Genomic DNA, 14,355 nt, shown 5'->3' with positions numbered 1-14,355 from the left:
TCTCACCGGCGTACGCGGCGGCCACCGGTGCCGGGAGCGTCCCCCCGGCGGTCGGGACGAGGACCCCGGCCGGCCGGACCGCGAGGGCCGTGCCGAACGCGTTCAGGGCGTGGCCTCCGCAGCCGCGGACCGCTCCGGCCGGGCGCCGGCGGAACGCCCGGGCGCGCCGGTCGTCCTCGCCGGCCGGTGCCGCGACCGCCGGCGGCATGACGGCCCTCCCCCTCCGGGCGCGCCGCGGGCGGCGGCGGCCGCCACCTCCCGGCCGGTGCCGCCATGCCCGGGTGCGGCGGTCCGTGCCGCGGTCATGGCCCTTCCCCGGCCGCCCGGGCGGCCCGGCCGGACCCGCGCGCCGGAGCGGCCGGGCCCGCCCCGCGGTCCGTCACAGCAGGTGTTTCCGCAGTCCGTCGGTGATGGCCTTGGCCCTCAGCGACAGCAGGCTGAACGATCCGGAGTCGCCGATGCCGTGGGACGACTCGCACAGGCCGTTGAGGAACAGCGGGGGTGTGCCCGCCGCGCCGGTCTCGACCTCGTAGTCGTAGGTGACCTTGAGGTAGCCGTGCTCGTCGAAGGCGAAGCGGTCGGTGAGACGGCTCAGCAGCGGCGGCACCGGCTCCTGGTGGGCGGCCGGGCCGAGGTCCCGGAAGCCGGTCGCGAGGACGACCATGTCGGCGCGGGCCTGTTCGTGCGCGCCGGTGTTCAGTTCCTCGATCGTCAGGCCGACCCCGGCCTCGTCGGCTTCGACCCGGCGGACCTGGCGGGAGCCCCGTACGAACACCCGCTGGTCGCCGTCGAGGCGCTGCTCGTAGATGAGGGTGTAGAGCTCGCGCAGCACGTCCCCGTCGGCCGCCGAGTAGTTCGTCAGCCGCATGTAGGAGTCGAGGACGTCCTTCCGCTCGCGCGGGACGCGGTAGTAGTAGTCGGTGAACTCCGGGAAGTAGCCCTCTTCGCTGAAGGGGCTCGTGTCCTTCTCCCGCAGGCCGAACGGCCGGACGTAGGTGGTCACCCGGGCGTCGGGGAAGCGCCGGGAGAGGTCCAGGGTCAGCTCGACGGCGCTCTGGCTGCCGCCGATCACGGCGATGTCCTTCGGGGCGGGGCCGTCACCGCCGACGAGGCCGCGTTCGGCCAGCGTCTCCAGTGCCGGCAGGTACCGGGTGAGGTGGAAGACGCGGGGCGAGTCGACCGTGTCGAACGGCGCGGGCACGTAGGGGCTGCGGCCGGTGCCGACGACGAGGGAGCGGGCCCGGTGCCGGGCGCCCGTGGACGTGGTCACCGCGTAGCAGGGCTCTCCCCCGCCGTCCTGCTCCACCGTGACGGCGGACACGGAGGTGCCGTAGTCGACGCGGTCGGCGAAGTGGCCGGCGGCCCAGCAGACGTACTGCGCGTACTCCTTGCGCAGCGGGAACTCCACCGGCAGGTTCAGGTGGTCGAGCAGCCGGCCCTGTTCGAACAGGTAGTTGATGAAGCTGTAGCGGCTGCGCGGGTTACGCAGCGACACCAGGTCGCGTACGGGGTGGTTCTGGATGTCGGAACCGGGCAGCATCATGGCGCTCTGCCACGACGGTCCGGGCCGGGATTCCAGGAAGTGCGCGTCGAGGCCGCTGTCCTCCTCCTGGAGCGCGATGGCCAGGGCCAGGTTCGCGGGCCCGAAGCCTATGCCGATGACGTCGTGGACGTGGCTCATCTCTCCCCCTCGTACGGAAGCGGACACGAGTACTCGATCCAGCCGGATGTCGAACCGGGGACGGAGGCGTCCGCGAGGAAACGGTCGTAGAGCGCCTGTGCCGCCGTGTTGTCGGGCGCCGTCTGCCAGACGAGGTTGCGGTAGCCGCGCGCGGCGGCCTCCCGGGCGGCGGCCCGCAGCAGCAGGGTCCCGAGGCCGTCCCGGCGCCCACCGCGGTGGTCCGGGTGGACGAACAGGTCGTTGAGCAGGGCCACCGTCGTCGCCCGGGTCGACACCCGGGTCCAGTAGAGGGTGGCGAAGCCGGCGGCCCGGTCGCCGTGGCGGGCGAGGAGCTGCAGGCCGTGGGTGTCGTCGCCGACCATGTCGCCGAAGAAGCGGCGATTGCGCGACTCGTCGGGCTCGCAGCCGTAGAACCGCTGGTAGTCGGCGATCAGGGGAAGCAGGTCGTCGAAGGTCGACGGGTCGACCCGGTCGATCCGGTACGGCGTGGGTGCGTTGTCGTGCACGGTTGTCTCGCTGTCGGTCGGGGGCGGTCAGATGCGGGTGGTCAGCTCGTCGCTGACGTGGAGTTCGGCGATGCGGCGGCCGGCTTCCGGGGCGGTCTTCACTCCGCCGCCGTTCCAGCCCCGCACCGACCACACGTGGGGTGATTCCGTTCGCGTGAGCAGGTGCGAGCCGTCGCCGTAGCCGTCGGCCGCGCGGACGACGGACACCTGCTCGGCGTCCCGGGCCCACGGCAGGTAGGGGTGGGCGGCGCGCGTGGTGGCCAGGGCGTGGGCCGGGTCCGGGGCCGCGTCGAACGGGGCGTCCCACACCAGGTGCGGCATGCCGACGAGGGAGTGGGCCGCGTCGACCGGCTTGCCGTAGACCCCTGTGCGCAGGTCGATGAAGGTGGCGTGCGGGGGCGTGTCCGCGGGCCTGCGGACGATGCCGACCTGGATGGACCGGGAACGCACGGCCGAACGCGGGGCCAGTCCCCGCGGCGGGCGGGCCGTCCAGGGCCCGGTGGCCGCGATGACCGTCCCGGCGCGGACGTCCCCGGCCGTCGTGCGGACGACCGGCCGCCCTCCTTCGGCCTCCACCCCGAGCACCCGGACCCCGCAGTGCAGCGAGGCGCCGTCGGCCAGGGCCCGTCGCAGCCAGTCCTCGGTGACGTCCGCGGGAGGGACCCACCCCGCGTCGGGCTCCACGAGGGCGATGCCTCCGTCGAGGCGGACCCCCATGGCCTCGTCGCGGTCCGCGACCACGTGGGCGGAGGTGTCCGGGCAGGCCGCCGCGAGGTCCTCGGCCGCCCGGCGCAGGACTTGTTCGCAGGCCGGGTCGGCCACCGTGACGGCGCCCACGGTGCGCAGCGGGGACCGTCCGGCCGACCACCGGCGGGGGTCGCGGTAGACGGCGAGGCTCGCCGCCGCCAGGTCGGCGACGACGGGGTCGGTGTCGTACGCCCGCACCATCCCGCCGGACGGGCCGGTGGCGCCGGCCGCGGGTCGTGGCGCCTGCTCCACCACGGCGACCCGGACGCCGAGCAGCGCCAGGTGGTGGGCGATCGAAGCGCCGGTGATCCCCGCGCCCACCACCACGACGTCGGCGGTGCGGGGCGGTTCCGGGTCGGAGCGGAGCGCGGGGGCGTTCGCCGTCGGACGGGTCACCGCGCCTCTTCGGGGACGGGGCGCTCCTGGCGGGGGGCGTCGCGGCGGAAGTCGGCGTCACCGCACACGGTGCCGGTGGGGAGGAAGGACCACTCCTGCTCGCGCCGGGGCTCGCCGGGCAGGCCGAGCCAGCTCCAGACGCGCTGGGCGAGGTCCGGCGTCACCGGGGCGGTCAGACCCGCGAACACCTTGGCGGCCAGGTACTCCAGGGCCAGGCTGGTCCGCGCCTCCTCGGCCATCGAGGGGATCCGGCGCAGCGGCTCCTCGGTGGCGCGGAACTCCACGACGTGGCCGACGAGGGATTCGAGCAGGGCGACGTAGCGGCGGGCGCTGAAGGACGCCGGGACCAGCAGGGCGTCCAGCTGCTGGGTGGCGGAGTTGAGGTAGCGGTAGAACTCGCGGTGGGCGGACGTCCAGGCCCCGGTGCCGGGCACCTTGCCCCCGAACTCCTCCCTCAGCTCCGCGAATCCGGCGAGCCATTCGTGGACCTGGTGGAGGAACGGGTCGTCGTCCAGCCGGTCGGCGGCCTGTGCGGAGATGCGGGTGACCCGGCCCTCCGGGGCGTTGCGCAGCAGCGCCAGGCGCACGGCGTCCGGGCCCGCCGCCGCCAGGGCGTCGTCGGCCCACACCGCGTGACCGCGGCTGGTGGAGAACTTCTCGTCGCCGAGGTGCAGGAACTTGTTCGTGACGAACGAGGAGGGCAGCAGGTCGCGCAGGCCTCCCGCGAAGGCCAGTACGGGCAGCAGCACGGCGTAGTAGTAGCTGTTGTCGTACCCGAGGAAGAGCGAGATCTCCGCCGGGCCGGAGGCGTCGGTCTCCGCCCGGGCCGCGGTGAGGTACGTCAGGGCGAGGTCCACCCACGGGTCGACGGCCTGTCCCGCCTCCTCGCCCCAGCCGACGCCCCAGTCGCTGGTGCGCGTCAGCCGGTAGGGGGCCAGGCCCTCGGGCGAGTCCAGCAGGTTCTCCACCAGGGCGCGCAGGTCGGGGCTCGCGTCGACCTGCGTCAGGTACTCGCGCAGCTCGTCGGCGTGGGCCGCCGTGTCCAGCCACAGGGCCTTCTCCGGCCGCGTGCCCGCGGGCGTGCCGCAGATCCGGCATTCGACGGCGATCAGCTCGCGCGCTTCGTTGGGGCGCCCGCAGGCCTCGCAGATCTCCCCGTCGCTGGCGGCCGAGCAGTGGGCGCACCGTCCGCGGGCGAAGGCCTGGTGCAGGGACAGGTCGCAGGTGGCGCAGTACGCGGTCTCCCGCTCCTCCTCGACGACGGTGGGGGACGCGGCCACCCGGGCGAAGAGCTCCCTGACGCGGTCGGCGTGCCCGTCCGTCGTGGCCGGCCGGGTGAGCCTGTCGCATCCCACCCCGGCGGCCCGCAGCGTCGCCACGATGGCGTCGCCCTCGGTCCTCGCCACGGTGGCGGGGTCGGCGGAGGCGAGGCGCGCGGCGGCCGCCACGTACGACTGGTGGTCGTCCGTGCCGGTCACGTAGCGGGCCTCCTTGCCCATGCCGCGCAGCCCCCGCACCAGCATGTCGGCGCGGACGTACGGGCCGGCGAGGTGCCCGAGGTGCAGGCCGCCGTTCGGGGTGGGCGGCGGGCAGAAGACCAGGGACCGCTCGGCGAGGAGACTGCGCGGCGGGATCTGCGCCAGGGCCTCCACGGCGGAGGGGATGTCCTCCCAGTAGACGGAGACTATGTCGAACGGCTCGTCGGACTCGTTGCGGATCTCGTGGAAGCCGAAGGGCGAGAGGTACACGACCCCGCCGGGTCCGAGTTCGCGTTCCTCCTCGCCGAGGACGACGACCGCCCGGCCCGAGAGGACGATGAACATCTCGCCGTCCTGGTGGGCGTGGCGCTTGGAGACGCTGTGGGCAGGAACGCTGCCGAAGACGGACCCGAAGGGCAGTCCCTTGATGTCGGCCGCGGACAGCATGGGCTGCAGGTGCATTTCGTAGGACCAGCTCATGGCTGACCTGTCGAAGGCGCGCGTGATCATGTGGACACCACCGTTGACGTAGGGGAAAGGGGACTGGTGGGACGGTTCTGAGGGCGTCAGATCGCCGGTGCGCCGCCGGTGGGAGGTCTGCCGTGCACGGTGACGGCGCTCCCCGGGGCGCCGAGGCGCGCGGAGCGCTCCCCGGTGTCGGCGCCCTCGGCGGTGGGGTGGGCGGAACGGGACACGTGGCCGGCGGGTGGGCGGCGCGGTTCGGCGCCGACCGCGACGAGCGGCACGGCCTCGATCAGGCCGGGGTGGTCCTCCGGGCGGGGCGGTTCGATGCCGGTGACGGCGAGGTCCCCGGTGGGGTCGCGGAGCCGGATGCCGACGGTGCGCGGCCCGCCGTGCGGCGCGTCCGCGGAGGCCGGCGGCACCGGCGGCCGGACACCTGCCGCCACCCGGGCCGCCGCCCGGCCGAGGTCCACCCCGGCGGCGGGCCGGCCGGGCCGCGGGATCGGGCCGCCGCCCGGCCGGCCGTTGCTCTCGACGACGGGGCCGCGGGACGTGGGCTTCGCCTCGGCGTGCGTCATGCCGTGGCCGAAGCCGAGGGCCTTGTGCGTGCGCTCCGGGAGGCCGCGGGCCAGCGGGTCGGTCAGGGCGGGGATGTCCGGGAGGCCGCGTATCAGCGGGTCGGTCAGGGCGGGGGCGTCCGCGCCGACCACGTGCCCGGTCTCCACGGAGCGCGGCGGCGAGCCGCCCCTCTCGCGGGCCACGGCGTACGGCTCGTGCCTGCCGTCCGCCACGGACCCGCCGACACCGGTCTCCGGGCCGCCGGGGAGCTCCCCGGCCACCGTGCCGGGGTACCGCTCCACGTCCGGGTGGTCGGCGGCGACCGCGACGGCTGACGCGGTGTCCGCCCGGTCCGGGCCCTCCGCCTCGATCACGCCCGAACTCGCTTCCGGGCCGGGGGGCTTGAGGGCGACGGGGTATCCGTACTCCCCGGCGACCGCGCGCGGGCCGTCCGCGGACTCGACCGTGGTGCGACGCGGCTGCGGCAGGTCCGCTTCCGTGAGCGGCCGCCGGCCCGGCTCCTCGTCCCGGCAGGCCCGCACCGCTTCCACGCTCGCGCCCGGCGGCCCCGGATCCGCCGCGACGCGGGCGGCGGGCGGCAGCAGCGCCTCGTCCGGGCACAGCGCTCCGATGACGTCGTGCCGCCCGGCGACCTCCCGGGCAGCGGCGACGAGCGCCTCGGCGGTCCGTTCGGAAACGATGCCGCTGCCGGCCGCGCAGGGCGCCTGCCGGATGGGTTCGTCCGTCTCCAGCAACCACGGCGGGTACTCCCGGGCCGCGCCGGCCGGCAGGCGCTCCCGATACGGCCGGCTGTCACGGTCCTTCCGGGTGCCGGCGCCGATGACCAGCAGTACGGAGCGCCGGTCGCTCATCGCGCATGCTCCCGCTCGCCCCTGCCCATGGCGCGCAGGCGCGTCGGGGTGCCGTCCGGGGTGAAGGGCCGGCGGAAGGTGAACGCACGCGGGGTGGGCCCGTGGTCGTGCAGGTGCTCGAGTGCCGCGCAGGCGTCCGCCCACGTCGGGATGGTGTCGTCGGAGACCCACCAGGCGGCGTAACTCGGCCACTCGGGCTTGAGGAACCACTCGTGGCGCCTGCGTAAGGTGCTGCGGTGCAGGCCGTTGTAGACGAAGGAGAAGACCGAGTCGAGATCCTCCCACAGGGACAGGGTGGAGGCGCGGCTGTCGGTCTCGTCGGTGCGGCCGCCGGTGTAGAAGCGGGGCACGTCGAAGGCGCCCCACCGGCCCCAGTCCCTCTCGAAGTTCGTCAGGTGGCTCTGGCCGCTCGACTCCTTCGCCCGTGCGACGAATCCGGGGCTGCGCTCCGCCTCTTCGAACGTGGGCGGCGTCAGGTCGTCGAATTCCTGAACCTCGGGATTTCCGTACGGCTGCTTCAGGATCGCGAACGTGGTGAACGCGACGCGAGGCATCCCGGTTCCCCCCTTCATTTCCCTGCGGCGCTTCGTTTTCTCCGCTTTATCAAGCTTGCCGACCACCACTTCCCCGAGTCAACCCCCGTTCATTTCACGGGAGGCGACAAGGCTCACCCGGAAATCGAGAGGCAACCGGCCCCGGCGTGAAACAGTATGACGCCCTTTCCGTGCGGCGGCCCCGGAAACGGAAAAATCTTTGAAGAACTGGATATTACGAGGTGTGGATACCGATCTTCCCGAAAACGTCCTCGCACCGCGCCGTCGCCTCGTGGCAGTCGCGGCCCGAAGCGATCACGTAGCCGGCGCGCCGGTTCCAGCCGGCGTCCAGGGGCGGCACCACGTCACCCGGGTTGAGCTGCAGCATGACACCGACCTCCGCGTCGGCGAGCTCCACGATGCCCGGCGTGCCCGGGACGACGACGCCCGGCGGCGTCCGGACGACGGTGGCGTCCACCTCGTCCAGCCCGGTGACGTGCGTGACCACCCCCGGATCCGGCGCGAACATGCGGATGGCCGCCCCGCGGTGCTCCGGCACCGCGGTCGGCAGTGCCTCCAGACCGGTCGGCACGGAGAGGAACATCCTGGCGAAGTCCAGGCCGTGGGCGCGGCGCACCAGTTCCGGCATGCCGCCCCCGGCCATGCGGTTGTGCGACTCCAGGATCCGGGGCCCGCGAGGGGTGAGGACGAATTCCGTGTGGGCCGGGCCCTCCACCAGCCCGACGGCGTCCAGCAGCGCCGTCGTCAGGTCGAACAGCTGCCGGGTGACGCCGTCGGTGATCCGGCTCGGCATGGTGGTGCCTATCTCGACGAACCGGTCGTTGACGACGTACTCCGTGACGGTGACCGGAAGGTGCCGGCCCCCCGCGGAGAACGACTCGACGCTGCCGACCGGCCCTTCCAGGAACTCCTCGGCCAGCGCCTCCGTGTATCCGGCGTCGCGCATGGCCTTCCAGGCCGCGGCGGCCTCTTCCTCGCCGCGCACCAGCTGCACGTGGGCGCTGGCGGTGCCGTCGACGGGCTTCACCACCATGCGGCCGTCGACGGAGGGCAGGAAACCGACGATGTCCTCCGCGCTGCGCACCAGGCGGTGGGCGACCGGGCTCAGGCCGTGCTCGTCCAGGACGCGGCGCATCAGCGCCTTGTCCTTGAGGATCTCCGCGGTCCTGACGCTGTTGCCGGGGAGCGAGAACTCCTCGGCGACCCGGGCGGCGGTGACGCCGCCGAACTCGCTGGTCGTGACGACCCGGTCGAAGGGCCGGGCGCGATGCAGGGGTCTGAGGGCCTCGACGACGGCCTCGCTGTCCGCGAGGGCGCCGACCTCGAGCACCTGCTCGCAGTAGTGGGCGACGCGCTCGTCGTACTTGCCCGGGACGTGGACCTGCACCACGTCGATGCCGAGGTCCTTCGCGTGGCGGACGGCGTACAGCTCCCCGCCGATCACTGCTACTCGGGGCATTCTTCCTCCTCGTTTCCGTGACGTCTGCTGGGCCGGTCAGGCGGTCGGCTCGACCGTGACGGCGGCGTGGAACCATTCGCGGATGTCGTCGATGCGGACGCGCAGGGCCTCCTCGTCGTCCGCCGCGATGATCGCGCTGCCGGCGCGGGCGAAGCTGTTCCGGGTCATGTCGGGGGTCTCGGCACCGATGCGCAGGTCCACGGCGCCCTCCAGCACGCCGGGCCGGGCGAGCAGCTCCTCTTCGGCGGGGGCGGCGGTGACGCGCCCGTGAGGCGCTCTCAGCAGGGTCCGGCCGTAGGCGCGCGGCGAGGCGGCGGGCGTGCCGGGGGCCATTCCGACCAGGGACTTGACGTGTTCCGCGAGCAGGTCGAGGCCGAACTTGTACCGGAACGACTGGAAGACGCCGTTGCCGCCGTGCCGCGCGGCGCACTCGGAGAAGCAGTAGCCGTCGGGCGTCTCGAACACCTCCATGTGGAAGACGCCTCGGGTGAGGCCGAGCGTCCGCAGGGCGTGCGCGGTGAGGGCACCGACCTCCGCGTACACGGCCGGGAACCTGCCGGGGTCCAGCATGTAGGCGCCGTTGATACCGCCCGACCGGACGTGCAGGTTGTTGGTGAAGTAGCGGGAGACGCCGTAGGTGGTGATCTCGCCGTCGAAGAGGACGCCGTCCACGTGCATCTCGCTGCCGTCGACGTACTCCTCCAGGAGGAACGGCCCGGAGCGGGGGCTGTCCCCGAGCACCTCGGCCAGCGCCTCGCGGAGCTCCTCCACGGTGTCGACCCGCTGGGTGAGCATGGTTCCCGCCCCCGCCATCGGCTTGAGCACCGCCGGGAAGCCGACCTCCGCGGCGGCCCCGGACGCCAGGTCGTCGAGGCAGGAGAGGACCGCCGTGCGGGCGACCCGGATGCCGGCCTGCCGCACCGCGCGCTTCTGCAGGAACTTGTCGCGGAAGAGCAGTGCCGTGGCGGGGTCGAACCGGGACGGCCTGCCGAGGACCGCGGCGACGGCCGCCGCGGAGACGATGTTGAACTCGTCGGTGCCCCAGACCATCGACACGTCGTCCAGGCGGGCGTCGGCGCGGGCGAGCGCCCCGAGGACCGCCTCGACGTCACTCGTGTCCCCGCAGGGCAGGAACGTCGCCTCCTGCCGGCGCGTCTCCCTCGCCTTCGGGTACTTGTGCATCTCGACGACCGTGGTGTGGGGGACGCCCAGGGCCTCCAGCGCCTCCTCGACGAGTTGCTTCCAACCGATCACCAGCACGTTCACTTCATCGGGCCTTTCGGGAGTTCGCGCAGCCCCGGAATGGGGGACGTGAGGATCAGGACAGGGGTGCAGAAGAGTGCGGCGGCGCTCACGAAGAGGGCCTCGCGCAGGCCCAGGACCTCGCCCATCACGCCTCCCAGCAGTGCTCCCAGGGGCAGGGCGCTCCCCGCGCAGAAGCGGTGGCTGGCGGTCGCCCGGCCGATGAGGTCCTGGGGTGTGATGGTCTGGCGCAGGGCGACGACGTGGACGTTCGACGTGGTGGCGCCCACGCCGCTGAGGAAGAACGACAGGGCGATCACCGCGATGACCAGCGCCGTGGGTCCGCCGGCGAGGGGCAGCAGCAGCGGCGCGGAGCAGCCGAGCACCACGGCGCCGGCGATGGTCCGTCCGGTGCCGAACCGCAGGGCCGTCCGCCGCGTGGTGAAGGACGCGATGAGGGAACCGACCGCGCCGCCCGCCGAGGTGAGCCCGATCAGTGCCGGGGAGAGCCCGAGCTGACGTGTCGCGTACATGATGTACACGGCCTGGATCGAGGCGATGAACAGATTCCAGCAGGTGGCCTGGATGGTGACGGCGCGCAGGAGCGGCTGGCCGAACGAGTAGCGCAGCCCTTCCGTGATGCTGGTCCACACGCGTCCGGCGCGCTCCTCCTTGGACCGCACCCGTTCCTCCGCCTCGATGGAGGACAGGCCGACGGCGGAGACCAGGAACGAGAGCGCGTCGACGAGGAGCGCGACCGGGGCGGAGAGCGCCTGCACCAGGAGGCCCCCGACCCCGGGGCCGCCGACCCGCGCGGCCGAGTACGTCGCCTGCAGCCGGCCGTTGGCGGCGACCAGTTGCTCCGGGGGGACGATCGTGGGCAGGTACGCCTGGTAGCACACGTCGAACAGCACGCCCAGCGAGCCCAGGACGAGGGTGATGGCGTACAGGTACTCCATGCGCAGCACGCCCGCGAAGGCGAGGCAGGGCACGGCGGCGATCGTGACGGCCCGCGCGACATTGGTGGCGATCATGACGGGTCTGCGTCTGACCCGGTCCACCCAGGCCCCGGCGAGGAGGGTGAGGACGACGATGGGCACGTGTCCCGCCGCGTTGAGGAACCCCATCTGCAGGGAGGTCGCGTCGAGCGAGGAGACCGCGATGAGCGGAAAGGCGAGCAGGGTGATCTGCGTGCCGAAGTCGGAGACGGCCTGCCCGGACCAGAGTTTCAGGAAGTCGCGGTTGTGCCGCGGTCCCGGTGCGGTGGTGCCGGCCGGCTGTGCGTCGGTGCTCGTGGTCATGCGCCCCCCCGGGGTCTGCTCGTTGGATGGTTCGCCGTGCGTGTCAGGGCGCGAGGCCGTCGTGCCTCCGGGAAGCGCGCTTCGCCAGTTCGGACTCGTCGAAGCGGCGTTCGACGAACGACAGCATGTTCAGGAGGTGGTCGGCACCGATCCGCTCGGGGGCGCCCGTACGGACGGAGCCGGTGATGGGCATCCGCCCCGTGTCGACCCAGCCCAGCCGCCCCTCCTCGTCGATGTAGCTCCGGGCCCGGCCGTGGTTGTCGGCATGGAGGCAGTACGGCACGTCGAGCAGGCCCTGTTCGAAGGCCTTCACCAGAGCCGTGCCGATGTCCGCGTCGAGGCTCAGGACCGCCTCGACGAGCGCGCGGCTCTCCGCCCCGATCCCCGTGTCCCGCGGTGCGGCCGGCGGCGCCGAGGCGCCGAGCAGCGACCGCTCCTCCGCCGCGGCCTCTTCGGCGATCTCCAGTGCCCGGACGTTCTCCGCGATCGTCGGAATGCGGTACGCCTCGACCTCGGTCTTGACGATCAGCCGTTCCGCTCCCGTCCTCACCGCCAGCCCGGCGCTCTGGCGGAGCAGGTTCGCGGCACCGGCACGGGTCCGGGGGTACACGCCCATGTAGGTGTAGATCACGACGTGCCAGTCGGTGTCCGCGAGGTACTCGCCGGCCAGCTCCCGCAGGACGGACACCGCCTCCGTGTCCTGCCGGGGGTTCGTCTGCTGGGCGTAGCTCAGGGAGACGCTGCGGATCCCGGCCTGCCGGAAGAACAGGCCCTCCAGGAGGGTGACGGCGACCAGCAGGCCGGGCGGGCAGAGCTGGCCGAGCAGGCAGCCGCCGAAGCTCTCCATGTGCACCGGGCCGGCTCTGCCGTCGTGGGAGGCCAGCATCTCGCAGGCGCCGCGCCAGGCGCGCACGGAGTCCCGCAGCGGCGTCCGGCCGTAGGGCAGGCAGTACGACACGGGCCCGCCCTCGGTGGCCGTGAGACCGGCCTCCGCCAGGGTCCGCAGGATGTCGTACGGCAGTGGCGCACCGTGCCGGACCTGAACGGGGAACTCGGCCGACTCCACTCCCCGGAGCATCTCGCGGGTCACGGCGGGCCCGTGGGCCACCAGCGGGAAGCCGTTGAGGTCCGCGCCGGCGGCCAGGGCCTCGCGGGCCCCGTCGTGGTCGCCGGTGCGGGTGTAGCTGTCCACGGTGATGGTGCCGATGGTGCGGGCCCGCGCGGCCTTCACGGCGTCGAGGCCCTCCCGCATCCGGCGGGGGTCCGGGAAGCCCATGCGGGGCTGCACGACGAGTCGTTTCTCCGCCCTGGCCCGGGCGATGAAGCCGCCGAACGCGCCGAGCGGCGCCGGAGGGTCCGGACGTGTCGTCATCGGTGCCGGCTCCCCGCGGGAAGCCGCCGCGTACTAACGGACTCGACGTAACGGCGGAAGTCGTCGGGGGAGGCGCTGTCGTCGAACACGGCGCTGAAGCCCTCCCCGATGAGCTCCAGGCCGGCGTCCTGCGGCAGGCCGCCCCGGATTCCGAGCTTGCCGCCGATGACGACCGGCAGGCGGTCCAGGGCGGTCTCCTCGCGGACGCGCCGGATCAGCCGTCTGCCGTCGGCGTACCCGTGGCCGTTCACGGTGCTCACGACGGCGAGGTCCGGCCGGTGCCGCAGGCACTCGTCGACGAATAACCGGTCCGGGACGCACGCCCCGATGTTGACGACGTCGTGCCCCATCTCCTCGAGGAGCAGTTGCAGGTAGACCAGGTTCCAGGTGTGCGAGTCGGAGGACACGCTGGAGACGAGGACCGTCTTCCTCGCGACGGGAGCCCGGTCCCGGCAGGGCGTCGGGACGGTCACCGCGCCACCGCCCGGGTGGTGATCGTCACGGTGTCCAGGGCCCTTTCGCAGCGCGCGACGGCGTCCGCCTCGTCCGCACCGGAGCAGACGACGTAGCAGCCGAGGGTGTCGCGGTCGATCGAGGTGCGCTGCTCCGCGACCGTGTCGCCGACCGCGACGCCCAGGGCCAGGCGCAGCGTCCCGTCGTCGGGCAGGTGCTCCGTGCCGGTGATCGCGGTGACCACGCCGGGGGGCGGCGTGAAGTAGCGGACGGCGGCGCCCGCCAGGGTGTCGGGGGTCTTCTCCGGGGCCGGTTCCAGGCCGAGCGGGACGGCCACGGCGAGGCGGATGATGTCGATGCCGAAGGCGAGGGACATCATCTCGTAGAGCCGCGAGCCGCCGATCCGGTTCTGGGACTCGATGATGCGCGGGCCCTTCGGGGTCAGGCGTACTTCGGTGTGGGTCGGGCCCTCCACGAGGCCGACGGCGTCGAGCATCGCGCGGACCATGCGCGTCATCTCCGACCGCGTGTCCTCTTCGAGCTGGGCGGGCATCGAGTGCCCGATCTCCAGGGAGTTGGGGGCGAGCAGCTTGCGCGTGACGGCGATGACGGTGTGCCGGCCCTGCCACGAGTAGGCGTCGACGCTGAACTCCGGCCCCTCCAGGAACTCCTCCGCTATGGCCTCGTCGTACCCCGCCGCGGTGAGGCGGGCCCAGGCCGACGCCGCGTCGGCGGACGTGTCCACGCGCTGCACGGCCACGCTGGCGGAGCCGTTCACCGGCTTGACGAAGACGGGACCGCCGATCAGCTGCCGGAACGCGTCGAGCTCCTGCCGGCTGCGCACGGCGCGGTAGGCGACGGGGCTTATGCCTTCCTCGTCGAGACGGCGGCGCATGGACACCTTGTCCTTGAGCAGCTCGGCCGTGCGCAGGGAGTTGCCGCCCAGCCCGAGGATCTCGTTGAGCCGGGCGGCCGGCACCAGGCCGTTCTCGGTCAGCGACATGACCCGGTCGAACGGCCGGCGCTCGTGGTGGGCCCGCACCAGTTCCACCAGGGCTTCGGGGTCGTCGACGAAGTCGACGTGGACCAGTTCCGTGCAGTACTTGACGGATTCCGGGTCGTAGGCGCCCTCCTTGTGGAACAGCACGACGCTCACGTCCAGAGCGGCGGCGCGGAGGAGGATGTTGATGGTGCCTCCGATGACGGCCACGCGTGGCAAGGGAGGGTCCTTTCGGCTGGGGGCGGGCGGCGGCTGCGCGTCCGGCGGAGCGACG

Annotated in this window: 12 protein-coding genes; all 12 read right to left on the bottom strand. The window is 73.3% G+C overall.

All coding sequences use genetic code 11. The annotated features are described in order from the left end of the window. Positions 1-379: 379 nt before the first annotated feature. Positions 380-1,681, bottom strand: a complete 1,302-nt coding sequence (locus tag MW084_RS22400; protein WP_010469589.1) for a lysine N(6)-hydroxylase/L-ornithine N(5)-oxygenase family protein — start codon at positions 1,679-1,681, stop codon at positions 380-382. Next, positions 1,678-2,187, bottom strand: a complete 510-nt coding sequence (locus MW084_RS22395; protein WP_010469587.1) for a GNAT family N-acetyltransferase — start codon at positions 2,185-2,187, stop codon at positions 1,678-1,680. The genes MW084_RS22400 and MW084_RS22395 overlap by 4 nt, the downstream gene beginning before the upstream one ends. A gap of 27 nt (positions 2,188-2,214) precedes the next feature. After that, positions 2,215-3,330, bottom strand: a complete 1,116-nt coding sequence (locus tag MW084_RS22390; protein ID WP_010469585.1) for an NAD(P)/FAD-dependent oxidoreductase — start codon at positions 3,328-3,330, stop codon at positions 2,215-2,217. After that, positions 3,327-5,318, bottom strand: coding sequence for a class I tRNA ligase family protein (locus tag MW084_RS22385; RefSeq protein ID WP_078571487.1), 1,992 nt, complete (start codon positions 5,316-5,318; stop codon positions 3,327-3,329). Before MW084_RS22385 ends, MW084_RS22390 begins: the two co-directional genes overlap by 4 nt. A 56-nt stretch (positions 5,319-5,374) precedes the next feature. Next, the gene (locus MW084_RS22380; RefSeq protein WP_010469583.1) at positions 5,375-6,700 is read right to left on the bottom strand and encodes an ATP-grasp domain-containing protein; all 1,326 of its coding nucleotides are present in this window, start codon (positions 6,698-6,700) and stop codon (positions 5,375-5,377) included. Then, positions 6,697-7,254 (bottom strand): DUF3291 domain-containing protein, encoded by a 558-nt coding sequence (locus MW084_RS22375; RefSeq protein WP_010469582.1) that lies wholly within the window; start codon positions 7,252-7,254, stop codon positions 6,697-6,699. The genes MW084_RS22380 and MW084_RS22375 overlap by 4 nt, the downstream gene beginning before the upstream one ends. 214 nt (positions 7,255-7,468) lie before the next feature. Beyond that, positions 7,469-8,713, bottom strand: a complete 1,245-nt coding sequence (locus tag MW084_RS22370; RefSeq protein ID WP_029553382.1) for an ATP-grasp domain-containing protein — start codon at positions 8,711-8,713, stop codon at positions 7,469-7,471. A gap of 36 nt (positions 8,714-8,749) precedes the next feature. After that, on the bottom strand, positions 8,750-9,973 hold the full coding sequence (locus tag MW084_RS22365; protein ID WP_106428039.1) for an ATP-grasp domain-containing protein: 1,224 nt from the start codon (positions 9,971-9,973) through the stop codon (positions 8,750-8,752). 2 nt (positions 9,974-9,975) lie between these two features. Then, entirely contained in the window at positions 9,976-11,256 is a 1,281-nt protein-coding gene (locus tag MW084_RS22360; protein ID WP_010469579.1) for an MFS transporter, read from the bottom strand. 43 nt (positions 11,257-11,299) lie between these two features. Then, complete coding sequence (locus MW084_RS22355) at positions 11,300-12,628, bottom strand: methylaspartate mutase (RefSeq protein ID WP_010469578.1); 1,329 nt, start codon at positions 12,626-12,628, stop codon at positions 11,300-11,302. Beyond that, entirely contained in the window at positions 12,625-13,101 is a 477-nt protein-coding gene (locus MW084_RS22350; protein ID WP_010469577.1) for a cobalamin B12-binding domain-containing protein, read from the bottom strand. Before MW084_RS22350 ends, MW084_RS22355 begins: the two co-directional genes overlap by 4 nt. Further along, the gene (locus MW084_RS22345; RefSeq protein WP_010469575.1) at positions 13,098-14,291 is read right to left on the bottom strand and encodes an ATP-grasp domain-containing protein; all 1,194 of its coding nucleotides are present in this window, start codon (positions 14,289-14,291) and stop codon (positions 13,098-13,100) included. The genes MW084_RS22350 and MW084_RS22345 overlap by 4 nt, the downstream gene beginning before the upstream one ends. Between the last annotated feature and the right edge of the window lie 64 nt (positions 14,292-14,355).

This window comes from Streptomyces sudanensis (assembly GCF_023614315.1).
In the GTDB taxonomy this organism is placed as follows: Bacteria; Actinomycetota; Actinomycetes; order Streptomycetales; family Streptomycetaceae; genus Streptomyces; species Streptomyces sudanensis.
Note: the sequence above shows the minus strand (reverse complement) of the source record. Positions and strands in the feature narration are given on the sequence as shown.